24 protein-coding genes are annotated in these 24,425 nt (G+C 64.3%); 11 read left to right on the top strand and 13 right to left on the bottom strand.

Going from position 1 to position 24,425, the window contains the following annotated elements:
- Positions 1-163 precede the first annotated feature (163 nt).
- On the top strand, positions 164-2,917 hold the full coding sequence (gene metH / locus LN450_RS06480; protein ID WP_011346985.1) for a methionine synthase: 2,754 nt from the start codon (positions 164-166) through the stop codon (positions 2,915-2,917).
- Between the two features lie 140 nt (positions 2,918-3,057).
- Here metH and LN450_RS06475 read toward each other — a convergent pair whose 3' ends face one another.
- The 11 genes from LN450_RS06475 to LN450_RS06425 form a co-directional block, all read right to left on the bottom strand.
- Positions 3,058-4,263, bottom strand: coding sequence for an AGE family epimerase/isomerase (locus tag LN450_RS06475; RefSeq protein ID WP_011346984.1), 1,206 nt, complete (start codon positions 4,261-4,263; stop codon positions 3,058-3,060).
- Positions 4,260-5,246: a carbohydrate kinase family protein gene (locus tag LN450_RS06470; RefSeq protein WP_011346983.1), complete on the bottom strand. Its 987-nt coding sequence runs from the start codon at positions 5,244-5,246 to the stop codon at positions 4,260-4,262. The genes LN450_RS06475 and LN450_RS06470 overlap by 4 nt, the downstream gene beginning before the upstream one ends.
- On the bottom strand, positions 5,243-6,553 hold the full coding sequence (gene fucP / locus LN450_RS06465; RefSeq protein ID WP_008576532.1) for an L-fucose:H+ symporter permease: 1,311 nt from the start codon (positions 6,551-6,553) through the stop codon (positions 5,243-5,245). The genes LN450_RS06470 and fucP overlap by 4 nt, the downstream gene beginning before the upstream one ends.
- Before the next feature lie 13 nt (positions 6,554-6,566).
- A complete protein-coding gene (locus LN450_RS06460; protein WP_011346982.1) occupies positions 6,567-7,742 on the bottom strand; it encodes a LacI family DNA-binding transcriptional regulator in 1,176 nt (391 codons plus the stop codon).
- A gap of 138 nt (positions 7,743-7,880) precedes the next feature.
- Entirely contained in the window at positions 7,881-8,726 is an 846-nt protein-coding gene (locus LN450_RS06455; RefSeq protein WP_014089818.1) for a transporter, read from the bottom strand.
- Positions 8,727-9,056: 330 nt separating this feature from the next.
- Positions 9,057-9,791, bottom strand: coding sequence for a DUF2058 domain-containing protein (locus tag LN450_RS06450; RefSeq protein WP_011346980.1), 735 nt, complete (start codon positions 9,789-9,791; stop codon positions 9,057-9,059).
- Positions 9,792-9,809: 18 nt separating this feature from the next.
- Positions 9,810-10,046, bottom strand: a complete 237-nt coding sequence (locus tag LN450_RS06445) for a SlyX family protein (protein WP_008576524.1) — start codon at positions 10,044-10,046, stop codon at positions 9,810-9,812.
- Positions 10,039-11,388 (bottom strand): UDP-glucose dehydrogenase family protein, encoded by a 1,350-nt coding sequence (locus LN450_RS06440; RefSeq protein ID WP_008576522.1) that lies wholly within the window; start codon positions 11,386-11,388, stop codon positions 10,039-10,041. The genes LN450_RS06445 and LN450_RS06440 overlap by 8 nt, the downstream gene beginning before the upstream one ends.
- Positions 11,389-11,413: 25 nt before the next feature.
- Positions 11,414-12,337: an FKBP-type peptidyl-prolyl cis-trans isomerase N-terminal domain-containing protein gene (locus tag LN450_RS06435; RefSeq protein WP_223866234.1), complete on the bottom strand. Its 924-nt coding sequence runs from the start codon at positions 12,335-12,337 to the stop codon at positions 11,414-11,416.
- On the bottom strand, positions 12,255-12,440 hold the full coding sequence (locus LN450_RS06430) for a hypothetical protein (RefSeq protein WP_223866235.1): 186 nt from the start codon (positions 12,438-12,440) through the stop codon (positions 12,255-12,257). The genes LN450_RS06435 and LN450_RS06430 overlap by 83 nt, the downstream gene beginning before the upstream one ends.
- A gap of 30 nt (positions 12,441-12,470) precedes the next feature.
- Entirely contained in the window at positions 12,471-13,028 is a 558-nt protein-coding gene (locus tag LN450_RS06425; RefSeq protein ID WP_011346979.1) for a glutathione peroxidase, read from the bottom strand.
- A 132-nt stretch (positions 13,029-13,160) separates the two neighbouring features.
- Here LN450_RS06425 and LN450_RS06420 point away from each other — a divergent pair, with 132 nt between their 5' ends.
- The 7 genes from LN450_RS06420 (at position 13,161) to LN450_RS06390 (ending at position 17,812) form a co-directional block, all read left to right on the top strand.
- Positions 13,161-13,409 carry a hypothetical protein gene (locus LN450_RS06420; protein ID WP_074038585.1) on the top strand — a complete coding sequence of 83 codons (249 nt, stop codon included), beginning with the start codon at positions 13,161-13,163 and terminating at the stop codon, positions 13,407-13,409.
- A gap of 2 nt (positions 13,410-13,411) precedes the next feature.
- Positions 13,412-13,774 carry a GntR family transcriptional regulator gene (locus tag LN450_RS06415; RefSeq protein ID WP_003483692.1) on the top strand — a complete coding sequence of 121 codons (363 nt, stop codon included), beginning with the start codon at positions 13,412-13,414 and terminating at the stop codon, positions 13,772-13,774.
- On the top strand, positions 13,771-14,646 hold the full coding sequence (locus tag LN450_RS06410) for an ABC transporter ATP-binding protein (protein ID WP_008578099.1): 876 nt from the start codon (positions 13,771-13,773) through the stop codon (positions 14,644-14,646). The genes LN450_RS06415 and LN450_RS06410 overlap by 4 nt, the downstream gene beginning before the upstream one ends.
- Positions 14,643-15,629 carry a hypothetical protein gene (locus LN450_RS06405; RefSeq protein ID WP_011346978.1) on the top strand — a complete coding sequence of 329 codons (987 nt, stop codon included), beginning with the start codon at positions 14,643-14,645 and terminating at the stop codon, positions 15,627-15,629. Before LN450_RS06410 ends, LN450_RS06405 begins: the two co-directional genes overlap by 4 nt.
- Positions 15,630-15,639: 10 nt before the next feature.
- Positions 15,640-16,458: a DUF4097 family beta strand repeat-containing protein gene (locus LN450_RS06400; RefSeq protein ID WP_011346977.1), complete on the top strand. Its 819-nt coding sequence runs from the start codon at positions 15,640-15,642 to the stop codon at positions 16,456-16,458.
- Positions 16,459-16,492: 34 nt separating this feature from the next.
- Entirely contained in the window at positions 16,493-17,023 is a 531-nt protein-coding gene (locus tag LN450_RS06395) for a DUF2884 family protein (RefSeq protein WP_011346976.1), read from the top strand.
- A gap of 366 nt (positions 17,024-17,389) precedes the next feature.
- Entirely contained in the window at positions 17,390-17,812 is a 423-nt protein-coding gene (locus tag LN450_RS06390) for a hypothetical protein (RefSeq protein ID WP_039416416.1), read from the top strand.
- A gap of 129 nt (positions 17,813-17,941) precedes the next feature.
- Here the strand turns inward: LN450_RS06390 and LN450_RS06385 are convergent, their stop codons facing one another.
- Entirely contained in the window at positions 17,942-19,345 is a 1,404-nt protein-coding gene (locus LN450_RS06385) for a class II fumarate hydratase (protein WP_011346974.1), read from the bottom strand.
- Positions 19,346-19,628: 283 nt separating this feature from the next.
- On the opposite strand from LN450_RS06385, the gene LN450_RS06380 reads away from it, so the two are divergent.
- Entirely contained in the window at positions 19,629-20,951 is a 1,323-nt protein-coding gene (locus LN450_RS06380) for a hemolysin family protein (protein WP_011346973.1), read from the top strand.
- Between the two features lie 10 nt (positions 20,952-20,961).
- Here the strand turns inward: LN450_RS06380 and LN450_RS06375 are convergent, their stop codons facing one another.
- Complete coding sequence (locus tag LN450_RS06375) at positions 20,962-21,945, bottom strand: CAP domain-containing protein (RefSeq protein WP_041855041.1); 984 nt, start codon at positions 21,943-21,945, stop codon at positions 20,962-20,964.
- A gap of 164 nt (positions 21,946-22,109) precedes the next feature.
- Between LN450_RS06375 and purB the strand changes: the two genes are divergently transcribed.
- On the top strand, positions 22,110-23,477 hold the full coding sequence (gene purB / locus LN450_RS06370; protein ID WP_011346971.1) for an adenylosuccinate lyase: 1,368 nt from the start codon (positions 22,110-22,112) through the stop codon (positions 23,475-23,477).
- Positions 23,478-23,720: 243 nt separating this feature from the next.
- The gene (locus tag LN450_RS06365; protein WP_011346970.1) at positions 23,721-24,221 is read left to right on the top strand and encodes a DUF3060 domain-containing protein; all 501 of its coding nucleotides are present in this window, start codon (positions 23,721-23,723) and stop codon (positions 24,219-24,221) included.
- Positions 24,222-24,425: the final 204 nt, after the last annotated feature.

The raw sequence follows: 24,425 nt of genomic DNA, 5'->3' as shown, positions 1-24,425 counted from the left end.
GTCAGGCTCACCCTCATCCACCCTTTGCGCACCTGCTCCCGCCTGCGCGAGCAGGTGGCGCGCAGCGCCGGATGAGGGCTGCATTGCACCGCGCCCCAGGGCCGGGCCGTGAACACCCCCTCACCACGACCGATCGCGCCGTCATCGTCCAGCAGAGCCTTGCATGAGCACTCCCCGCTACACCCGCCTGTCCGGCCTTGAGCCGCTGGTCATTACGCCGGACCTGTTGTTCGTCAACGTCGGCGAGCGCACCAACGTCACCGGCAGCGCGCAGTTCCGCAAGCTGATCAAGGAGGAGCGCTACGAGGAAGCGGTGGAGGTCGCGCGTCAGCAGGTGGACAGCGGTGCGCAGATCCTCGACGTCAACATGGACGAAGGCCTGATCGATTCGGAGAAGGCGATGACGCGCTTTCTCAACCTGATCATGTCCGAGCCAGATATCGCGCGCATTCCGGTGATGGTGGATTCGTCCAAGTGGAGCGTCATCGAAGCGGGATTGAAATGCCTGCAAGGCAAGAGCGTGGTCAACTCCATTTCGCTCAAGGAAGGCGAAGCAGTGTTCATCGAACACGCCCGCAAGGTATTGCGCTACGGCGCCGCCGCGGTGGTGATGGCCTTCGACGAGGCGGGCCAGGCCGACACCTGCGCGCGCAAGGTCGAGATCTGCACGCGCGCCTACACGCTGCTGACCGAGCAGGTTGGCTTTCCGCCGGAAGACATCATCTTCGACCCGAACATCTTTGCCGTGGCCACTGGCATCGAAGAGCACGACAACTATGCGGTGGACTTCATCGAAGCCACCCGCATCATCAAGGACACGCTGCCGCACTGCCATGTGTCCGGCGGCGTTTCCAACGTCTCGTTCTCCTTCCGCGGCAACGAAACCGTACGCCAGGCAATCCACTCGGTGTTCCTGTTCCATGCGATCAAGGCCGGCATGGACATGGGCATCGTCAACGCCGGCGGCATGCCGATCTACGACGAGCTGGATCCGGAACTGCGCGAACGCGTGGAGGACGTGATCCTCAACCGACGCCGCGACGGCACCGAACGTCTGCTGGAAATCGCCGAGCGCTACAAGGGCACCAAGGGCGCGGCGAAAGTCGAAGACCTGGCCTGGCGCGACAAGCCGGTCCGCGCGCGCCTGGCGCATGCGCTGGTGCACGGCATCGACGCATTCGTGGAAACCGACACCGAAGAAGCGCGCCAGCATTCCACGCGCCCTCTGGACGTGATCGAAGGCCCGCTGATGGACGGCATGAACGTGGTGGGCGATCTGTTCGGCGCCGGCAAGATGTTTTTGCCGCAGGTGGTCAAGTCCGCGCGCGTGATGAAAAAGGCGGTGGCCTATCTGCTGCCCTTCATCGAAGCGGAAAAACTGCGCACAGGCGATGTCGGCAAGTCCAACGGCAAGATCATCATGGCCACCGTCAAAGGCGATGTGCACGACATCGGCAAGAACATCGTCGGCGTGGTGTTGGCCTGCAACAACTTCGATGTGGTGGATCTGGGCGTGATGGTCTCGGCGCAGGTGATCCTGGATCGCGCTCGCGAAGAAAACGCGGATCTGATCGGGCTGTCCGGCCTCATCACGCCATCTCTGGAAGAAATGTCGCATGTGGCGCGCGAGATGCAGCGGCAGGGCTTTGACATTCCGTTGTTGATCGGCGGCGCAACGACCTCGCGCGCGCACACCGCGCTGAAGATCGACCCGCACTACACCGCGCCCACCGTGTGGGTGAAGGACGCCTCGCGTGCCGTGGGCGTGGCGCAGTCGCTGATCTCGCGCGACCTGCGCCAGGCCTTCGTTGCCGCCAACGATGCCGATTACGCGGAAATCCGCGCACGCCACCGTAACCGCGGCGATGCCAAGCGCCTGGTGTCGCTCGAAAAAGCCCGTGCGCAGCGCTTCGACGGCGATTGGGACACCTACACTCCACCGGCCCCACGCCAGCCAGGCATCCACGTTTTTGACGACTACCCGTTGCAGGAGCTGATCGAACTCATCGACTGGACGCCGTTCTTCCAGGCATGGGAGCTGGCTGGCAAGTTCCCGGCGATTCTCAGCGACGAAATCGTCGGCACCCAGGCCAGCGAGCTGTATCGCGACGCACGCCGCATGCTCAAGCGCATCGTCGAAGAGAAGTGGCTGACGGCCAAGGCCGTGTTCGGGCTGTGGCCGGCAAATAGCGTTGGAGACGATGTTGTCGTCCTGACGGAGCCGGCAGAATCGGGAATCGGGAACCGGGAATTGCAAGGCGATGCCCGCACACTCGACCATTCCCGATTCTCCATTCCCCATTCCCTGCACTTCTTGCGCCAGCAAGTCGACAAGCCCATCGACCGCCCCGACTTCTGCCTGGCCGATTTCGTCGCTCCCAAGAGCAGCGGCAAGCAGGACTGGATCGGCGCGTTCGCGGTCACTGCCGGCATCGGTATCGATGCGCATGTGGCCCGGTTCGAAGCCGCGCACGACGACTACAACTCCATCCTGCTCAAGGCGTTGGCCGACCGTCTGGCAGAGGCGCTGGCCGAGCGGCTGCATCAACGCGTGCGCACCGATTTCTGGGGTTATGTGGAGGACGAAGCGTTGGACAACGAAGCCTTGATCGCCGAGCGCTATCGCGGCATCCGCCCGGCTCCCGGCTACCCGGCTTGCCCGGAACACAGCGAAAAACGCACCTTGTTCGATCTGCTCGATGCCGAGCGCAACGCTGACATGTCGCTGACCGAAAGCTTTGCGATGCTGCCCACTGCCGCGGTCTCCGGTTATTACTTCAGCCATCCCAAGAGCCAATACTTCGTGGTCGGGCGACTAAGCAAGGAACAGGTGGCCGATTATGCAAAGCGCAAGAGCATCACGCTGGCATTGGCCGAGCGTTGGCTGGCATCGAATCTGGATTACGACCCGGAGTAAGGGCATCTGCTGACCGCAGATATCGTAGGAGCGCACCCGGGCGCGATGGGGGTCTTATCGGTAAAGCCTCATCGCGCCCGGGTGCGCTCCTGCGCGGCAACGTCACCGCATTGCGCGGCGGCGCCTGGATCACGCCAGCATCAAGCAGCCGGACGCAACACGTTCAAGACTTCGTAGCACGCGCCCATGGTGTGGTAATCGGTCTTACCCGCCGGGCTTTTCTCATCGCTGTACTTGCGGTTGTCCGCATCCAGGATGCGATACCACGCGCCATACTGATGGTCGATCATGTGCGCCCACGAATAGGCCCACAGCTTGTCGTACCACTGCCAGTAGCGATCGTCGCCGCTGCGCTGCGCCAGCAATGCAGCAGCGGCCAACGACTCGGCCTGCACCCAGAAATACTTGTCGTCGTCGCAGACATTGCCGTCAGGGTCGAAGCCGTAATACAGCCCACCGCGCTGCGTGTCCCATGAGCGCTCCACTGCCACGTCGAACAGATGCTGCGCGGTCGGCAGCAACCAGTCGGCCGGCGCATAGCGATCCAGCAGCATCAGCAGCTTGGCCCATTCGGTCTGATGGCCGGGCTGAAAACCCCACGGGCGGAACAGGTGCTTGGGATTGTCGCGGTTGTAATCCCAGTCGATATTCCACTGCAGATCGTAATGCTCCCACACCAACCCATCGGCTTTGGCTGCCTGGCGACGGGTCATGTTCTCCGCGAGCACCAGTGCGCGATCGAGATAACGCTGCTCGCCACTGGCTTCGTACGCGGCGATCATCGCTTCGCACATATGCATGTTGGCGTTCTGGCCGCGGTAGCTGGTGAAGTTGAACTGCGCGTCGGCTTCGTCGCGGTACAGCCCGAACTCCGCGTCCCAGAAGTACTTTTCCAGCAGTTGCCAGGTCTCGTCCATCCACGCGCGTGCCTCATCGACACCGGCCTTCAAACCACACGCATACGCCAGCAACACGAACGCCACGCCGTAGCAGTGATTCATGTCGTCTTCGACCACGCCATCGCGCAGCGTCCACGCATAACCGCCGGTTTGCGGGTTGCGATGCACATTGCGCAGATAGTCCAGCCCGTGACGTACCGCCTGCAGATACGCAGCATCGCCGAACTCACGGTAGGCCATTGCGTAGTTGAAAACGAAGCGCGTACTGCTGACCAGGTGCCGATGCCCGGCATCGTAGATCGAACCGTCATCGCGGAAATACTGGAAAAACCCACCTGCCGGATCGATCGCGCGCGGATGGTAGAACGCCATGGTGTCGGCGATGTGCTGGCGCAAGACGTCAGCCGAACGGAAATCAGGTGCGGGTGTTGCAGGCAAACGGCTCATGATTGTTCCTGGATCAAGGAATGGACGTCATCGATGCTCGGCATTGCCGCGAACGCGCCCTTGCGCGTCACCGCCAGCGCGCCGACCGCGGCAGCAAACCGAATCACCTCATTGATTGCCGCGGAATCGCCGCATAGCTGCTCCAGCGATGCAGCACGCGTTGCCAGCTGATACAGCAGCCCGCCGACGAACGCATCGCCAGCGGCGGTGCTATCGCGCACCTGCACCTGGAACGCCGGCACCTGGCCCGCATCGGTGCGTGTCTGCCAATGCACCGGCCCGCCGCCATCGGTGACCAGCAAACAACTGGCCTTGCCCTGCCACAGCTTTTGCGTGACCGCGCTGGCATCGCCATCGAGCGTTCCCGCCAGATACTCAAGTTCCTCGCGCGAAAGTTTGACCACATCGGCCAACGCCAGCGCCTCCCATAGCAACGCCGCCGGATCGACATCCTGCGGCCACAGCATCGGGCGCAGGTTGAGGTCAAGGCTGACGATGGCGCCATCGGCGCGCGCACGGCGCATGCCGTCGAGCGTGCACTGGGCAATCTCCGGCTCGGTCATGCTGTTGGAGCACACATGCAATACCGCTGCCTGCGTAAACCCGTCCGCGGCGAAGTGCTCGGGACGGAACAACAGGTCCGCTGCCGGTGGACGGTAGAAACTGAAACTGCGTTCGCCCGCGTCGTCCAACGCAACGAACGCCAACGCAGTCTTGGCCTGATCGGTGCGCACGATGCCATCGGTCGCCACGCCGGACTGCTGCAGGCTTTGCAGCAGGAAATCGCCGAACATGTCGCGCCCGAGCATGCCGACGAAATGCGCAGCGCCCCCCAGGCGCGCCACCGCAACGGCGACATTGGCCGGCGCACCGCCGGCATATTGCGCGAAGGTACGCGCCTGGTCCGGGCCGTCCTGCGGCAACGCCAGCATGTCGATCAGCGCTTCGCCGAAACACACTACCTGATGCTTGGTCGCACTCATGCGCGTGCCTCCGCCAGTGCGCCGCGCAACCGCGAGCCCCAGATACCGTAGAACACGATGTACAGGTAGCACAGCAACGGCAGCACGAACGACTCATGCAGGCCGATGCTGTCTGCCAGCAGCCCTTGCAGATACGGCACGATCGCACCGCCGACAATGGCCATGATCAGCAGGCTCGAGGCGCGCCCGGTCAGCGGGCCGAGCCGTTCGATACCCAGGGTGAAGATGGTGGGGAACATGATCGAATTGAACAGGCCGATCGCCACCAGCGCATATACTGCCAACATGCCGCCGCTAGCCATGGTCAGGCCCAGCAACACCGCATTGATGGCCGCGAACACCGACAACAACACGCGCGGCGACAACTTGGCCAGCAGCGCCGAGCCGATGAAACGGCCGATCATCGCCAGCGTCCAGTAGGCCGACACGTACTTGGTTGCCTCACGCTCGGTGAACCCACCGATCTGCGGCAGCGAGAAGTAATTGACCATCAGGCTGCCGATGGCCACTTCTGCGCCTACATAGAAGAAGATCGCCAACACACCGAAGCGCACATGCGGGTGTTGCAAGGCATCGAGCAAGGAATGCTTGCTGTCGTCTTTCTGTGCGCTGGCGTCGGTCAGTGCCGGCAGGCGGAACAAGAACACGAAAATCGCCAGCAAGAACAGCACGATACCCAGCCCGATGTACGGGCCTTGCACGGCCTGCGCTTCCTGCACGCGATAAGCCAGTTGCTCGGCTTCCGGCAGGGCCTTCAGCTGGTCGCCGCTCATCACCGTGTTGGAGAGGATCAACCAGCCGCCCAACAGCGGCGCGATCGCGGTACCGAGCGAATTCAACGCCTGGGCCAGGGTCAGGCGACTGGAGGCGCTGCGCTCGGGCCCCAGCAAGGCGACGTAGGGATTGGCGGCCACCTGCAGGATGGTGATGCCGGTGGCCAGCACGAACAATGCGCCGAGAAATGCGCTGTACACGCGCAGTTCCGCCGCCGGCCAGAAACCCAGCGCGCCGACCGCCGCCACCGCCAACCCGGCCACGATGCCCTGCTTGTAGCCCAACCGATTCACCAGCCAACCGGCCGGCAGCGACATCAGGAAGTACGCACCGAAGAAGGTGAACTGCACCAGCATCGCCTGCGCGAAGTTGAGCTCGAACACCGCCTTCAGATGCGGGATCAGGATGTCGTTGAGGCAGGTCAGAAAGCCCCACATGAAAAAGATCGTGGTGACCACCGACAACGCGACGCCGTTGTTGACGGGCGCCTTGTTGCCGCTGGGCACGGAGGATTGCGTGGAAAGGGAAACCATAGGGATTGCCTGGTCAGCGGCCGGAGGCCTTGGTGGGGGAATGGGCGGATGGACCGCTTTGGGGAGGTGATGACATTCGCGCTGTCGGTCCGCAGGCGCTGCTCGCGCGAATATTCAAGGCAACTGCGGCGGTCAGCTGTTGTGCGGCGAGCTCAGGGCTACCGATGCGTTGCAGTACCAGCTGCGCAGCCTGCCTGCCACGTGCACGCGGGTCTGCGGCCAGGGTGGTCAATGCAGGCGTGAACAGCGCCGCTTCGGCGATGTCGTCGAAGCCGGTCACCGCAAAGTCGCGGCCGGGCACGATGCCGTGCCTGGCCAGGGCCGCCATCAAACCGAGCGCAACGCTGTCGTTGTAGCAGACCGCTGCAGTCGCAGCCTGCGCCGCAGTGCTCAGCAAGCGCGCCCCGCACAGTGCGGCGTCCTGGCGATTTGGAGCCGACTCGACGTAATGCGTTTCCAGGTCCGCCTCCTGCATCGCGCGCGCATAGCCGGCGCGACGCTGCCGGCAGGAACTGGATGCGGCATGCCCACCGAAGAACACGATACGCCGATGACCTTGCGCAATCAGGTGCGAGCAGGCCTCGAACGCGCCTTGTGCGTTGTCCAGCGCCAGCAGATCCCATTGCGCGCCCTCCACCTCGCGATTGAACAGCACCACGTTGCGTTGGCGGCCGAGCACCTGGGTCAGCGCCTGCGCCTGGCTGCCTTCGGCCGGCGACAGGATGATGCCCGCCGGCGTGTGCTCCATCAGCGAGGTCAGCACTGCCTGTTGACGCTGCGTCGATTCGCCGGTGCTGCCGAGCAAGGTGACATAGCCGGCTGCGCCCAGTGCCTCGTCCACACCGGCGGCGAACTCGGCAAAAAACGGGTTGGACAAATCGTTGATGACCAGCGCGACGCTGGACGAGGTGCGTTGGCGCAAATTCGCCGCGGCGCGGTTGTAGACGTAATTCTGCCGATCCAACTCGGCCTCCACGCGCGCGCGCGTGCTTGCATGCACAAGCGGGCTCCCGCGCAGCACCAGCGACACCGTCGCGCGCGAGACACCGATGGCGCTGGCGATATCGCGTAGCGTCACCGCGCCGCGCCGCGCGCCCGGCGTACCATCGTCCGCAGTCATCTCGGGTGTCGGCTTGGCTGGCGTCACGTGGCAAGCCTTGCGGTGGAAAAAAGACGCATGCAGTGGCATCAAATTGGATCGATCCAATTAGGCCTCTTCCGCGCAGTCAATGCATGCGGCAGTGCAACATAGTCCATTTCGCACGAGGCCAAGGCCCAAGGCAACGCACCGACTGGCCAGTGATCCGACAGCGGCGGTTCGCACCAGTCACTCAAACGCGATCGATAGCCCGATGCCACCTTGCCAATCCGGGCTTTCCGAGGTCAGTCCCCGCAACACCGACACATCCAGCTGCATCGCATGCGGCAGCTGCCAGGCGCCACCCGCGCCGGCCACGCGCGAATGCGCGCTGCCGGTGTCCACGCCCGCTTCCACATAGCTGCTGAAATGGTCGCCGGAAAAAAACGTGTAATTGGGCGCGAAGGTCCAGGTGTGCCCGTCGTCATCGCGCGCGTAATTGACGTACAACGCGATGGCACGCTGCTGCGCCAGATCCCAGGATGCAGTCACACCGAGTTCGCGCGAGTAGCCGTCGCTGAAGGCCGGGCTGCCGGTCGGGATGCTGTAAGTGCCCAGCGCAGCCCAATGAAAGCTCTCCGAACGCGATGGCAAGGCCACCTTCAATCCGACACTGCTATCCCCGCCGCCACGTACCCGCATGCCACCACCATGCTGCCAGTTGTAGCTGTCGCTCCCGAGTTGCAGTTCGACATTCTGGAACAACCCCAGACGCAGCAGCGTGTCGGCGGTGTATTGGGTCGTGCGCTGCCCGTCGCTGCGGTCGGTACTTGCATCCGGCAAGCCCTGCTCCCAGGCAAACGCACCTGGCTGCAACGCCTCCGCAGCGAATGGAATGCCTGGCCGGTCGAACGCCGGCGCATCGTCTGCCTGCGCGGCGGCGTGCCCGCTAGCCACGCACAGCGCAAGCATCACCAAGGCCGACGCCGTTCGGCGCGGCGCCTGCACCGGCACGCGACTGAGGGCACGACTGTCGACGGCTGCCACGACGTTGGATTTCAGGAATTTCGACGACAGGGACATATGCAGCACCATTGGCAGGACGGAGCAACCGAGCAGGGACGAGGGCACGGCAAAGGCGCCGGCCTGCATCGACACGTAACGGCGCGCATGGTGCCGCGCCACCCGTGACCGGCTTGTATAGCGTCGCGCTGCGTGCTGTCTCCCGCGCCAGCGGTCGGGGTGAGCCCCGATGGCCTTGCATGAAGCACCATGATCAAGCAACCAACCCGCATTCTGCGCCAGACAATCCGATGGCCGCCCTCTGGCTTGCGCGGTGGCTACGCGCCTATTGCCTGCGGAAAACGCAATGAAAATGGGCACCCGCAGGTGCCCATGTACAACACACACCACGCATCGGGCGTTCTACCAGACCAGGTCGTCGGGCACCTGATACTTCGGATCAGCGTACGGGTCGTCGCCCGCTGGTGCGTTCGGGTCCACCTTCAAGGCGACCGATGGGGCGAACACCGCCTCGGCTTCGGCAAGCAGCTCGGCAGTCACCAGCAAATAGCGTCCGTTGAGTTGCAGCACACCCAGCTCGCCGGCGTTGAGCGCCTTGAGCTGATCGGCGGTGACGTAAATGCGCTTGATCTTGCCGCCATACGGAAAATGCCGGGCGATATCCGCAGCGGCATCATTCAAACCCTTGTCCTTCACCAGCGCTTCGAGCTTGGCCTTGGCTTCGTGACGCAGGCGTGCTTCTTCCTGCTTCACTCGCTCGGCTTCGATGCGCTCGTCCTTCTCGCGCTGCGCACGAATCGCATAGGCCTTGGCCAGATCGATATCTTCGCGCGTGCGTGCCGGCCTGGGGCCGCGACGGTCTGCAGCGGCATGCTGCGGACGCGGCGCTGCGCCGGGCTTGCCGTCATGCCGACGCTCGGGCCTGCCAGCGGGTTTGCGTTCGCCATTGCCGTCGGTTGCCGCGGCGGCATGCGGCCGCTGCGGTCCCCTGCCCTGGCCCGGCCGATTCCCTCCGGGTGCTGGCTTGCCGCCATTGCCATGTGCACGCGCTGCAGGCCGTGCGTCGGGTTTGCGTTCGGGCTTGGGCGCGGACTTGAAGCCCAACCCAAGCAACTGGTCACGTAAGGTATCGCTCATGGCGGCGGCAATCTGCAATCAATAGTGCGGAGGCGGCGGTTCGTCCGCTGCATCGGCAAACAATGTGGAGCGCACCTTGCCCAGATCCTCGAGCAGGTGGCGGATCAGTTCGGCGTTGCGTGCACCCGTCAAACGGGCGTCTGCAAGTGCTTCACTCAGTTCGTTGAGCGCCTGCTCCTGAAAGGACAGGCGCGTTTCCAATTCGATCAACCGCGCTTCCAGCGCGCGGTCGTGCAGCGGGAGTTGCTCATGCATATAACGAACGGCCTCGTCCAATGGCGTAGTACGCCAGACCTGCGGCTTCGATCTCCTGCGGGTCGTAAAGGTTGCGGCCGTCGAAGACGACATCGTCCTTCAAGGCCTGCTTGATCTTGCCGAAGTCCGGGCTGCGGAACTGCTTCCACTCGGTGACCACGACCAGGGCGTCGGCACCTTCCAGTGCAGAAAAGGCATCGTCGCAATACGCCAGATCATCGCGCTCGCCGAAGATGCGCCTGGCTTCGCGAGTGGCTTCAGGGTCGTAGGCGCGCACGGTGGCACCGGCTTCCCACAACTGTTCCATCAGGCGACGGCTGGACGCAGCACGCATGTCGTCGGTATTGGGCTTGAACGCCAGACCCCACACCGCGAAGGTCTTGCCGGCCACACTGCCGGTGCCCTCGGCACCGTAATGCCGCTGCACCAATTCGAACAGATGGCCCTTTTGCGCGTTATTGACGCTTTCCACTGCCTCGAGCAGGGTCGGCCGCATGCCGTACTGCTCGGCTGTCTTGGCCAATGCCTGCACGTCCTTCGGGAAGCACGAGCCGCCGTAGCCGGCGCCGGGATAGATGAAGTGCCAGCCAATACGCGGATCCGAACCGATGCCGTTGCGCACGTGCTCGACGTCGGCACCGACACGCTCGGCAATGGTGGCAATCTCGTTCATGAAACTGATCTTGGTCGCCAGCATCGCGTTGGCCGCGTACTTGGTCAGCTCGGCCGACCGCACGTCCATTTCCACGATGCGATCGCGATTGCGGTTGAACGGTGCGTACAGCCGCCGCATGCGCGCAATGGCCGCCGGCTTCTTGGCACCAATCACGATGCGGTCCGGGCGCATGCAGTCGGCCACCGCGTCGCCTTCCTTGAGGAATTCGGGGTTGGAGACGACATCGACCTCGTGCGCAACCCCGCGCGCGGCCAGTTCTTCCTGGATCGCCACGCGCACGATGTCGGCCGTGCCGACCGGCACGGTGGACTTGTTGACCACGATCGCCGGGCCGTCGATATGCCGGCCCACCGTGCGCGCAACTGCCAGCACGTATTGCAGGTCGGCACTCCCGTCCTGGTCAGCCGGCGTGCCGACGGCAATGAAGGTGATCTCGCCATGCGCGATGGCTGCAGCCGCATCGCTGGTGAAGCGCAACCGGCCGGCGGCATGGTTGGCCTTCACCATCGGCTCCAGGCCGGGCTCATAGATCGGAATCAGCCCGCGATTGAGGGCATCAAGCTTGGCTTGATCGATATCCACGCAGACGACCTGGTGCCCCACTTCGGCCAGGCAGGCACCGGTCACAAGACCCACGTAGCCGGTGCCGAAGATCGCAACGCGCATGGAATGGAATGCCTGCCGCGGAAGATCAGGGAAGGATACCCATCAGCTCGACATCGAACGTCAACGTTGCGTCAGGTCCGATCGGCCCGCCTTGCGTGCCGTTCGGGCCATAGGCCAGGTTGGATGGAATCCAGAAACGGTATTTCGAACCGACCGGCATCAACGCGACGCCCTCGGTCCAACCGGGGATGACTTGATCCAGACCGAACTCCGCCGGCTGGCCGCGCTGGTAGGAACTGTCGAAGACCTGCCCGTTGAGCAGCTTGCCTTCGTAGTTCACACGCACCTTGCTGGTCCGCATCGGGCGCTCGCCGCTGCCCTGGCGCAACACCATGTACTGCAGGCCGGACGCGGTGGTGATCACGCCCTTCTCGGTCTTGTTCTTGGCAAGGAACTCATTGCCTTGCTTGCGATTGTTGGCAGCGGCGGCACCCTGCTTGGCAGAGGCGAATGCCTGCATGGTGGCTGCGGCTTCCTGCTGGGTCAGACGCGTGGTGCCCTTGGCGAACACGGTACGCACCGCTTCCATCAGGATCGACAGATCGATCTCGTCCTTGATGCCGGCCAGCGACGGACCAACCGCACGATCGCCGAGCATCAGGCCGACATTTTCCTTGGACGGGGCGGCCGGCGCGGCGCCCGGCGCCATGCCTGGCACCTGCTGGCCGTTGCGGGCAGCGAGCGCGGTACGCAACGCGGTGTCGGTGGCCTGGGTCTGCTCATCCGACAACAGCGGCTTGCCGCCCTTGAATGCATTTTCGATGGCGCGTTGCATCGCGTTCACATCGATGTCCTGAGCAATCGGCTCGAACGAACGTGCCACGTCCATACCGATGGCGTAGCTCACGTCCTCGCGCGTGCTCTTGTCAGACGATGCATTCAAAGCTGGCTTCTCCTTGGTGGCCGCTGCGGCCGGTTGCTGCGACATCGCCGGCATCGATGCCGACATTGCCACCATCAGTAACGACGCCGCCGCGCCGCGCTTTCCCATCTTCATTCGATGCACTTCCCAAAAGTGAAAAGACACGCCACCGATGGCGCTGAATGCGCATTGTCGCATGCGCGCGCGGCGATGCGAGCGCTCAGTGCGCCGGTGCCTTGAGCTCGCGTTCGATTGCTGCCAGCACGCTCGGATCGTCGGGTTTGATCTTGCTGGGGAACTGCGCAACCACCCGGCCATCGCGACTGATCAGATACTTGTGGAAGTTCCAGCCCGGCGCCACGCCAGTGGCCTGGGTCAGGCGCTGATACAGCGGCGTTGCCTGCGCACCCAGCACATGGACCTTTTCGAACATCGGGAACTTCACCCCATAGGTCAGCGTGCAGAATTCCTGGATCTGCTTCTCCGATCCCGGCTCCTGTCCCTGGAAATCGTTGGATGGAAAACCCAGCACGGTGAAGCCGCGGCTGCCGAAGCGCTGGTTGAGCGCTTCCAGCCCTTCGTACTGTGGGGTGAAACCGCACTTGCTGGCGGTGTTGACCACCATGACGACCTTGCCGCCGTAGGTACGATTCAGGTTGATTGGCGTCTTGCCGGCCAGCGGCCGGTATTCCACATCCAGTACCGGAGTGCCGGCAGCGAACGCGGATGTTGCAAAAAAGCCAGTCAATACAAGAGCTAGCAGACGATTGAGCAACATGAGCAATGCCCTTCGAAGTTGAGGCGGCGCACCGATAAGGGGTGCCATCAGTTGGGGATGACAAACAGTTGACTGCCTGCGTGCCGGTGTTATAGTTGAATACAACACCAGTCACCCAACGCAGGGGAAAGCATGAACAGCACACGCTTGACGCGACCAGTTCCGCTGTTGCTGTTCGGCAGCACCCTGTTTGCCATTGGTTGCCTGGGAGCCGCTTCCAGTCAGGTGACGGAGTCCGACGCCGATTATGGCGTGTCGGAGGCGGTTACGGAAAACGCGACAACTCCCCCCGAAGCGCGTTCCCGGCCTGGCCGGCATGTGCGCGCCTCGCTGTCGATGCCCTATTTCTCCTTCGCGCAGGCCCTGCGCCCACGGAGCTGATCATGAACGACATTCAGTGGAGCGACGGCGCTCCCATCTACCGCCAACTCAAGGAACGGGTGATTGCCATGATGCTCGATGGAATTCTCAAGCCCGGCGATGCCCTGCCCTCGGTGCGCCAGGTGGCGGCCGATTACCAACTCAACCCCATCACCGTCTCGCGCGCCTACCAGGAACTGGCCGACGAGAACCTGGTGGAGAAACGCCGCGGCCTGGGCATGTTCATGACCCCGGAGGCCGCACAGAAGCTGCGTGGCAGCGAACGCGAGCGTTTCTTGAATGAAGAATGGCCCGCCGTGCTGGAAAGGATCCAGCGCCTGGGACTGTCCATCGACGATCTGTTGCCACAGGGAAAAACACCATGACCGCCGTCTCCTCCGACCATGTGGTCGACGCACGTGGCCTGCGCAAGGCCTACAAGCATCGGCTCGCGCTGGACAACACCAGCTTCACCATTGCCGCCGGCCGCATTATTGGACTGATCGGCCCCAACGGCGCCGGCAAGACCACTGCGCTCAAGGCGGTGCTGGGGCTGACCGATTTCGCCGGCGAGTTGCAGGTATTGGGCATGGATCCGCGCACCCAGCGCAATGCGCTGATGAACGAGGTCTGCTTCATTGCCGACGTGGCGGTGCTGCCGCGCTGGCTGCGGGTCGGCGAAGCGATCGACTTCGTCGCCGGCGTGCATCCGCGTTTTGATCGCGCCAAGTGCGAGCGCTTCCTGGCCAATACCCAGCTCAACCGCAAATCGCGGGTGCGCGAGTTGTCCAAGGGCATGATCGTGCAGCTGCATCTGGCGCTGGTGATGGCCATCGACGCACGCATCCTGGTGCTGGACGAACCAACCCTGGGCCTGGACATCCTCTACCGCAAGCAGTTCTACCAGCGCCTGCTGGAGGATTACTTCGACGAGCAGAAGACCATCATCGTCACCACCCACCAGGTCGAAGAGATCGAGCACATCCTCACCGATGTGATGTTCATCCGCGACGGCCGCATCGTGCTCACCGCCGACATGGAAAGCATCTCCGAGCGCTACACCGAAGTCCTGGTCGGTGCCGACCAGCTGGATGCAGCGCGCTCCCTGAAGCCGATCGACGAGCGCGGCCTGCCGTTCGGCAAGACCGTGATGTTGTTCGATGGCGCGCCGAAAGAGCAGCTCGCCCGTTTTGGCGAAACCCGCAATCCCGGCCTAGCCGACCTGTTCGTTGCGGTCATGAAGGGGACCTACGCATGAATGCAGTGACCAACCAAGCATCACCCGCACGCACCTTCGCCTGGCTGCTCAAACGCGAATATTGGGAGCACCGTGGCGGCTTCGTGTGGGCGCAGTTCATCACCGGCGGCATCGCGGTGTTCTTCGCGCTGCTGGGCGCGGTGATCGGTGCGATCAGCGCCCGCCGCAACATGGTCGGCGACAGCATCACCATGGACGATCTGGCCGAATACACGCGCACGCTGGGCCAGGTCGGCGACGGCCTGCTGCTGGGCGGCATCGGCATCGCCTCGGTGGTGCTGGCATTCGTGGTGTTTTTCTACGCACTCGGCAGCCTGTACGACGATCGCCGCGACCGCAGCGTGCTGTTCTGGAAATCGTTGCCGGTGTCGGACGTGCAGACCGTGTTGTCCAAGGCTGCCTGGGCGTTGCTGCTGGCGCCGCTGATCTCCATCGCGATCGGTGCGGCGGTCGGCATGGCGCTGTGGCTGATCGCCATCGTTGGCGCCCTGATTGCCGGCGTGCCCAGCCCCTGGGCGCTGGCGACCCATTCGCACCCGTTCTCGCTGCTGTGGCTGTTGCTCAAGACCGTGCCGATGAGCCTGCTATGGGCGCTGCCGACCGTGGGCTGGCTGATGTTCTGCTCGGCCTGGGCCAACAGCAAGCCGTTCCTGTGGGCGGTGCTGTTTCCGCTGCTGGCCTGCGTGATGCTGAGCATTCTCTCGGCGATGCCGGGCGTGTCGCTGCCGATCGGCTGGATCTGGTACATCGTCGGCTACCGTGGCCTGCTCAGCGCCCTGCCCGGCACCTGGTCGCCACTTGCCGTCAGCGGGAACCTGGACAGCAGCACCCTGCAAAGCCCCAGCGACCTGGTGCAATGGGCCCTGCAGCACACCGACAGCACGCGCGTCTATGGCAGCGCGGATATCTGGATTGGCGCAGCCGTCGGTATCGCCTTGATCGCCGCTTCCATCTACCTGCGCCGTCGGCGCTCCGAAGCCTGAGGGACCTCCCATGCGCCTGACCCTGAGCCTGGCCATCCTGCTCGCATTGCCCGGTGTTGCAGCGGCAGAGGAGCAGTGCAAGTTCTCCGAACCACGTAGCCTGGACCTGCAACTGACCGGCGTGAAGTCGGTCCTGTTCGAGGTCGCTTCCAACGACCTGCATCTGGACGCCTCGCCCGGCGGCGGCGGGAAACTGGGCGGGCGCGCCTGTGCTGCCAGGGTCGAATTGCTCAAGAGCCTGACCGTGACCCAGAAGCGCATCGGCGACAAGCTGGTGGTGAGCTTGAACGATGACCGCCGGTTTTCCTTCGGCAACAGCTATTCCTACCTGGACCTGCGCGGCAGCGTGCCCAACACGATGCTGGTGCAATTTGACGTGGGTTCCGGCGATGCGCAGATCAACGGGGCCGCCGCAGTGAGCGCCGACGTGGGTTCGGGCGACATGACCATTCGTCACACCAAGGGCCGCGTGACCGCCAAGGTGGGTTCCGGCGATGTCGAGCTGGAAGATCTGGGCGCGCTGCGCGTGCTGGCAGTGGGCTCGGGCGACCTCAAGGCGCGTGAGGTGCACGGTGCGGCAGAGGTGGCGAAAGTGCAGTCCGGCGAGATCAAGCTGCACGGCGTCGCAGGCAACATCAAGATCGGCACGATCGGCTCGGGCGATGTCGATATCCGCGATGTGCAAGGCAATGTCAACGTGGAGTCGGTCGCTTCCGGCGCGTTGAATGTCCGCAAGGTGCGTGGCGATCTGAGCGTGGCGCACAAGGGCAGCGGCGATATCGATGTGAGCGAGGTCTCCGGCAGCACCCGGGTACCGACAGACAAATGACGACGACTTCTTTCAGGATGTGGGGGAATTGCTGATGAAATTGCTTGTTTCGGCGGTAGTGATGAGCGTATTGCTGGCGGGTTGCGGCAAGTCCGAACCCACCGTCAACGTCTCCGGCCAGGCCAATGGTGCCGGCGTGACCTTTACCGGCAAGAGCCTGACGCTCAAGCGCGACGGCTTGCCGGCCGCCACCATCGGTGTCGATGGCGCGCTCAGCATCGACGGCAAGCCGGTGGACTTGAATGATGCGCAACGCCAGGCGATGCGCAGTTACTACGCGCAGGTGCAAGGCGTGGCCAAGAAGGGCATCGACATCGGCACCCAGGGCGCGGCGTTCGGCGCACATGCGGCAGGCGAAGCGATCAAGGGCGTGCTCAGCGGCAACTCAGATCGGATCGGCGACAAGATCGAGGCCGAGGCAGACACCTTCAAGCACAAGGCCCTGCAGATCTGCGATCAGCTGGCCACGCTGCGCACCGCACAGGATGCAGCCGCGCACCTGGTGCCGGCCTTTGCGCCGTACTCGACCCTGACGCAGCACGACATCGACGATTGCCGCAAGTAGATGGCCCGACAGACCGACGACGCGCACCGCTGGGCGGGCGTCGTCGGTGCGCGGCGCGGCATGTGCCGATCGTCCACTGCGACGCCGGTGCGCCACACGCCTGGTTGACGACCGTTCGCAGGCAGGTGGCAGCGCTTCCATCCGCAACGCTCAGCAACTGCGTATCGCACCGCCTGCGCAGCTGTTCGCATAGCGCGTGCCATCGCTGATCGGCGGGCCGGAACGCGCTTCGAACCGGCGATGCGTGCACGGTAACCAAACGCATCGACGCCCTGCGACATTTTGGCAGGCACCGGACGGCCGCTTTGCCGATCCGCAGACCGGAGCGGGATTACACTAATGCGCTTCCCTCACTCCATCGACCCCATGAACAAGTTCGTGATGCTCTGCATGGCGCTTCTGCTGTGCACGCTTGCTGCCTGCGGCGACCAGTCGTCTCGCCGCGCCGAACGCGGCAAGCCGCGCGTTGCGGTCACCACGCAGTCGGTGATGATCCGCCGCCCGCCGGCTGCCAATGCCGAAATCACCCCCGAAGGCACGCTCAAGATCGACGACATCGCGCTGCCTCAGAAAGAAGCCTCACGCGCCAAGCTGCAGTTGCTGTTCGGCCACCTGCAGATGTTGCGTCAGCAGGCGGTGAACGAGGCCGGCCCGGATCCGGAATACAAGTCGATCAAGCTGACCGCCACGCCGCAGATCCAGACGCTCAGTGGGGAATTGCTGGATGAAATTCCGTCGCTGCAGCCGTATCGCGAGAGTTTTAGTAACGTGCAAGCCGAGCGGCATTGACGCCCAGCGCACGTCAGCCAAGCGGCCAGAAGCAGCAACAGACCCGCAGGAACGCGCTTGCGCGCGATGAGCAGTTACCGATCACGCCTCATCGCGCACAGGTGCGCTCCTCCATATGCACTGCGGTGATCAGCCCCCGCCACCGCCGCCGGCCTGGATACCGCCACGCGTCAAGGCTGCCGGGTCGAGCAATCGCCGCAGTTCCGCTTCGCCGAGCCCGCTGTCTTCCTTGGCCACATCAAGTACCGGCCGCTGCTCCTTGTAGGCACGCTTGGCGATGGCCGCGGCTTTTTCGTAGCCGATGATCGGATTCAATGCCGTCACCAGAATGGGGTTGCGGTCCAGCGCCTCGCGGACGCGCTCCTGACGCACCTTCAGCCCGGCAATGGCCGTGTCGGCCAACAGACGCGAAACGTTGCCCAGCAAGTTGATCGAATCCAGCAGGTTGTAGGCGATCAGCGGCAAGGTCACGTTCAACTGGAAGTTGCCGGTTTGCCCGGCGATGGTGATGGCAGTGTGGTGGCCGATCACCTGCGCGCACGCCATCACGGTGGCTTCGGGAATCACCGGATTGACCTTGCCCGGCATGATCGAGCTGCCAGGCTGCAGCGCCGGCAGTTCGATTTCGCCCAGTCCCGCCAGCGGGCCGGCATTCATCCAGCGCAAGTCGTTTGCGATCTTGATCAGCGCCACCGCCAACGCGTTGAGCTGACCGGACAGCTCCACCGCATCGTCCTGCGCGGCGAGGCCTTCGAACTTGTTTTCCGCGCTCTCGAACCTGGCTCCGCTCAGGCTGGACAAGGCCTTGGCCACCTTGCCACCGAAGCGCGGGTCAGCATTGATGCCGGTCCCGATCGCCGTACCGCCCAGCGGCAAGCGTCGCAGGCGTTTGAGCGCGTCGTCGATACGCTCCTGCGCCGAACTCAGCTGCGCCGACCAGGCGCCGAACTCCTGCCCAAAGGTGAGCGGCATCGCATCCATCAAATGCGTGCGACCGGTCTTGACGATCTTGTCCAGCGATTTGGCGCGCTTGTCGATGGTCTTGCGTAAATGCTTGAGCGCCGGTTGCAGATGTTCCTGCACAGCCAGCAATGCCGACACGCGAATGGCGGTGGGCACCACATCGTTGGAACTCTGGCCGAGATTGACGTGGTCGTTGGGATGCACCGCATCCTTGCCGGCACGCGTGGCCAAGGTGGCAATCACCTCATTGGCATTCATGTTGGACGAGGTGCCCGAACCGGTCTGGTACACATCGATGGGAAACTGCGCATCGAAGCGACCCTCGGCCACTTGCAACGCGGCGGCCTGCACGGTCTTGCCGATCGCCTTGGGCAACAATCCAAGCTCGGCATTGACGCCGGCTGCCGCGGCCTTGATCAAGCCCAGCGCGCGAATGAAACCACGCGGCATCGGCTGCCCGGACACCGGGAAATTCTGCACCGCGCGCTGGGTCTGCGCGCCCCACAGCGCATCGGCGGGCACCTGCAGTTCGCCCATGCTGTCGTGTTCGGTCCTGAAACGTTCGCTCATCTGCACTCTCCGCACATTGCTGATTTGTGGTGATCGATGGCTGGCGGCGGGCGTACCCACGCTGGCGAGGCCGTCTACGATACTCGCTCGCCGCGTTGCGACGATGTCGTCGTACGCTGTCGGCTAGACTGCCTGCTGATCATGACGAGATGCCAAGCCGCCATGGGCGACGAGCCTGACTGTAGAAACGCAAACGCCACATCTGTTGCCGGGATACCCCGCACCTCCACCGCACATGCGCTAGCACGCAGATGTACCGCTCCTGCAGCGCATGGAGGCGGACATGTTAGGTAACGTCTTGCTCCTGTTGGTCGCGCTGTTGCTGGTGCTGTTGAATGGGTTCTTTGTCGCCGCCGAATTCGCGCTGGTCAAGCTGCGGCACACGCAAGCGGTGGGCCTGGCGCAAACCAACGGCTGGCGTGGGCGCTTGCTGCTCGGGGTGCACGCCCATCTGGATGCGTATCTGTCGGCCTGCCAGCTCGGGATCACCCTGGCCTCGCTCGGATTGGGCTGGGTCGGCGAGCCGGCGTTCGCACATCTGCTGCAACCGCTGTTCGATACGCTGGGCCTGTCGCCGGAAGCGGCACAATTCACCGCGCTGGCAATCGCCTTCAGCCTGATTTCGTTCCTGCACATCGTGCTGGGCGAACTGGCGCCCAAGACCATGGCGATCCGCCGCCCGGAACGCATGTCGTTGTGGACCGCCGCGCCGCTGTACGTTTTCTACTGGCTGATGTACCCGGCCATCTGGGTACTCAATACCAGCGCCAACCGCTTTCTGCGCCTGCTCGGCTGGGGCGAAGTGGAGCACCATTCGCATCGTTATTCACGCGAGGAATTGATGCTGATCGTCGGCCGCCAGGACCCGAACGCCGCAGCGCCCGACCAGGGGCTGGCCTTGATGAGCCACGCGTTGGAATTGCCGGATCTGGTCGCCGGCGACCTGATGCGTCCGCGCGAGCACCTGCGCAGCCTGCGCGAAGGCATGACCCTGGAAGCGGTGCTGGCCGAATTCAGTGAGTCGCGCTACAGCCGCTACCCCTGGTTCGACGCCGATGGCGAGAAAGTGCTGGGCATCCTGCACACCAAGGATCTGCTGGTGGCGATGGCACGCGGCCAGAACCTGGACGATCTGCGCCCGCTGCTGCGCCCTCCCACCGTGCTGACCCTGGAAACGCCGATTCCCAACGCGCTGGAGCAATTCCGCGCCGGCACCACCCATCTGGCGCTGTGCGTGGAAGAAGAAGGCCGCATCCTGGGCTTTTTCACCCTGGAAGACCTGCTGGAAGTGGTGGTCGGCGACATCGAGGACGAGCACCGCCATGTGGTGCGCGATGCCCCGATCCGTGGCCAGGACGGCTCGCTGCTGGTCGCTGGCAGCACCTCGATCTTCCGCCTGGAACGCCTGCTCGGTCAGGATCTGAGCGCGCCGGACCACGTCAATTCGGTCGGCGGGCTGATCCTGTATCAGCTGCAGCGCCTGCCCGAGGAAGGCGAAACGCTGGAACTGGATGGCCACTTGCTGACCGTACGGCGCATGGCGGGCCACCGCATCCAGGCGGTCACGGTGCGCCCGGTGGGCGAAGCCGTCGATGCGGCCAGCTGATGTCGTCGATTCATTCGGTGGACGCGCGAGGCGATTGGCCGATGCGAAACCAATAACGGTAATCGCGCGACTGTCCACCGAACCGCACCCCGCGGATGGTCACGTCGTAGATCACACCCGGCTGCAAGCGCGGCACCCGGAATTGCAGGCTGTTGGGCACCCCGAAACCTTCGTGGTCCTCGCTCAGGTTGCGCACCTGCAGCTGGCGTCCATCGCGCTCACGGATCTCCACCTGCGCATCGGCGTAGTCGACATCGCGATTGGCGAACTTGCGCTTGCGGTCCGGCAAGGCGGTGAACGACAACAACGCGTCGTCGGCGTAGTACCGGCCCGGGTACTCGCCGATCGGCCAGGCGACGAAATCCTCGCGCGTTCGCGCGGCGACGCCGACCGTCGGAACCAAGCGCAGCGCGGCACCGCTACTGAACGCAGCGCCATTGCGGCCGGCCACCATGCCGAAGGCGACGCGTTGCAGAAACGGATCCAGCAGCCAGCGCCGGTGCCCCAGTCCACCGGCGCTGACGTTGTTGGCGTCGGTCAGCCACTCGATCACGATCTCATCGGCGCTGGAAAAACGCAGCAGCGGCGAGCTGACCCCGCCATAGATCAGGCTGCGGCGCGCGCCCTTGGCCGCGCTGTCGGAATAGCAGCGCCAGTCCGGCGTCGGCGTATGGCTGAGGCGGCCGTTGGCGGCAATCACCAATGCCGCCTGGGTGGCCTCGGGCTCGGCCGCCGGGTCGTCGTCGACCGCGTCGAGACCGTGCAGCCGACGGATATCGTTGATCAGCGCCAGCACGCGTTGTCGCTGCGCCGGCTGCAACTCGCCGGCCCGGCAGCTGGCGATCGCTGGCGGGGTGCGATACAGCGCCGCCGCCTGCGCGGCGAAATCGGCATCCTGCGCGGTGGCGGGCAGCGCGGCGGGCAAGATCGCGAAGGCGAGACGAGCGAAGATCGGGCGCATGGCAGGCCGGAACAGCGCGGGGAGCTCTACCATAAAGTGCAGCTCGCGCCATGTCGGGCGTCTCTGCCGCGCTGATAGCCCGCCATTCAGCCCACGCTGGCGTGGGCCTGGCAACCCACTTTCCAGCGCAGCGGGCCTGCCCGCGGCCCTGGCGGCGTAGAATGCTGGCCCCACCATCACCGCTGCCGCCCTTGCCCATGTCGGATTCCGCCCTGCTCGCCCTGTCCCCGCTCGACGGCCGCTACGCTTCCAAGGTGGATGCGCTGCGCCCGATCTTCTCCGAATACGGCCTGATCAAGGCGCGGGTCAAGGTCGAAATCGAATGGCTGCTGGCACTGGCCGCCGAGCCGGGCATCGCCGAACTGGCGCCGTTCTCGCCGGCTGCCGCGCAGCGCCTGCGCGCCCTGGCCGACGATTTCAGCGTGGCGCATGCCGCGCGGGTCAAGGAGATCGAGCGCACCACCAACCATGACGTCAAGGCGGTGGAGTACTTCATCAAGGAGCAGCTCAAGGACGACGCCGAGCTGGGTCCGGCGCTGGAATTCGTGCACTTTGCCTGCACCAGCGAAGACATCAACAACCTCAGCTACGGGCTGATGCTGGAGCAGGCCCGCCGCGAGATGCTGCTGCCCAGCCTGGACGGCATTACCGCCGCGTTGCGCACCCTCGCCCACGCCCAGGCCGCCCAGCCGATGCTCTCGCGCACCCACGGCCAGACCGCCTCGCCCACCACGCTGGGCAAGGAAATCGCCAATGTGGTCGCGCGCCTGGAGCGCCAGCGCAAGCAGATCGCCGCGGTCGAACTGACCGGCAAGATCAACGGCGCGGTCGGCAACTACAACGCGCACCTGGTGTCGTACCCGGACCTGGACTGGGCAGCGTTCGCACAGCGTTTCGTGGAAAGCCTGGGGCTGGTGTTCAATCCCTACACCACCCAGATCGAGCCGCACGACAATGTGGCCGAAATCGGCGATGCCAGCCGCCGCGCCAACACCATCCTGATCGACCTGGCGCGCGACATCTGGGGCTATATCTCGCTGGGCTACTTCAAGCAGAAGCTGAAAGAGGGCGAAGTCGGCTCCTCGACCATGCCGCACAAGGTCAACCCCATCGACTTCGAAAATGCCGAGGGCAATCTCGGCATCGCCAACGCGCTGTTCGAGCACTTTTCCGCCAAGTTGCCGATCAGCCGCTGGCAGCGCGACCTCACCGACTCCACCGTGCTACGCGCACTCGGCACCGCGTTCGGCCACACCCAGGTCGCGCTGGATTCGCTGGCCAAGGGCCTGGGCAAGCTCACCGTCAACCCCGAGCGCCTGGATGCCGACCTGGATGCGGCCTGGGAAGTGCTGGCCGAAGCCGTACAGACGGTCATGCGCCGCCACGGCCTGCCGAACCCCTACGAACAACTCAAGGCGCTGACCCGCGGCCAGGGCATCACCGCCGCCTCGATGCAAGCTTTCGTGGAAAGCCTGCAACTGCCGGAAGACGACAAGCAGCGCCTGCGCGCGCTCACCCCGGGCGCCTATACCGGCCTGGCCGAGCAGCTGGCGCGCGCGATCTGAGCAGACCGAACCGCACGCGGTGCAGGGCTTGCGAAGCGGGCCACGTCATCGGACCTCATCGGCGAAGCTGCATCGGCATCACCACATGCCGATGCAGCACGATCAAGGCCAATGATGACGAGGCCAAGACGCCCGGGGCGGGACGCGTCGCCCCCCGCACGCGGACGGGCGGCCGGCGAGGGCCTGCACATGGTGACCGAACCGGACTGCTATCGTGCCGGCCTCACTTTCAGGAGATCGGCGATGCGCGTCACTCATACGGCACTGACCCTGTTGACGCTGGGAAGCGTCCTCGCACTGAGCGGATGCGGCGGCGATGGCCCCGCCGCGCAGGCCCCGTCGGCGGTATCTAACACGCTGACCGATCCGGCCAGCGGCGCAGACTGTGCCGGCAAGGATGTCCGGCTGACCCGCAATGACAGCGAATGGATCCTGCACGGCGAGTGCGGCACGGTCACCATCACCGCCTCGCGTGGCGCGATGAATCTGGACACCGCGCGCAGCATTCGCCTGGAGGGAAGCAACTTCACGGTGCTCAACCAGCAACTTGGCCAGCTCAGCGTGAGCGGTCACGACAACACGCTCAATCTCACCGATGTCGATCGCGTGGATATCCAGGGCAACAAGAATCTTGTGCTCGCGCGCGCCGTGAAACAGGTGCGGTTTTCGGGCAACGACAACACCGTCAACCCATCCAGCAAGCCTGTACTGGACGACCGTGGCAGCGGCAACAAGGTGATGTGATGCGCGCTGGTGCGCTATCGGCGCACGCGGCGATCGGCGTGCGCCGATAGCGCCACCATGCCGCTCGCAAGGCCATCGACATCAAGAAGCGATCGGAAATGCCGACCAGCCCTGCAGCGGCGAACGCGAGCCGGCACGCTGCGCGCCGCACAGGTGGACATCCGGCGCGGGCAGTCGACAATAGGCCATTGGCGCCGGCCGATG

The organism is Xanthomonas euvesicatoria pv. euvesicatoria, from assembly GCF_020880415.1.
GTDB lineage: Bacteria > Pseudomonadota > Gammaproteobacteria > Xanthomonadales > Xanthomonadaceae > Xanthomonas > Xanthomonas euvesicatoria.
Note: the sequence above shows the minus strand (reverse complement) of the source record. Positions and strands in the feature narration are given on the sequence as shown.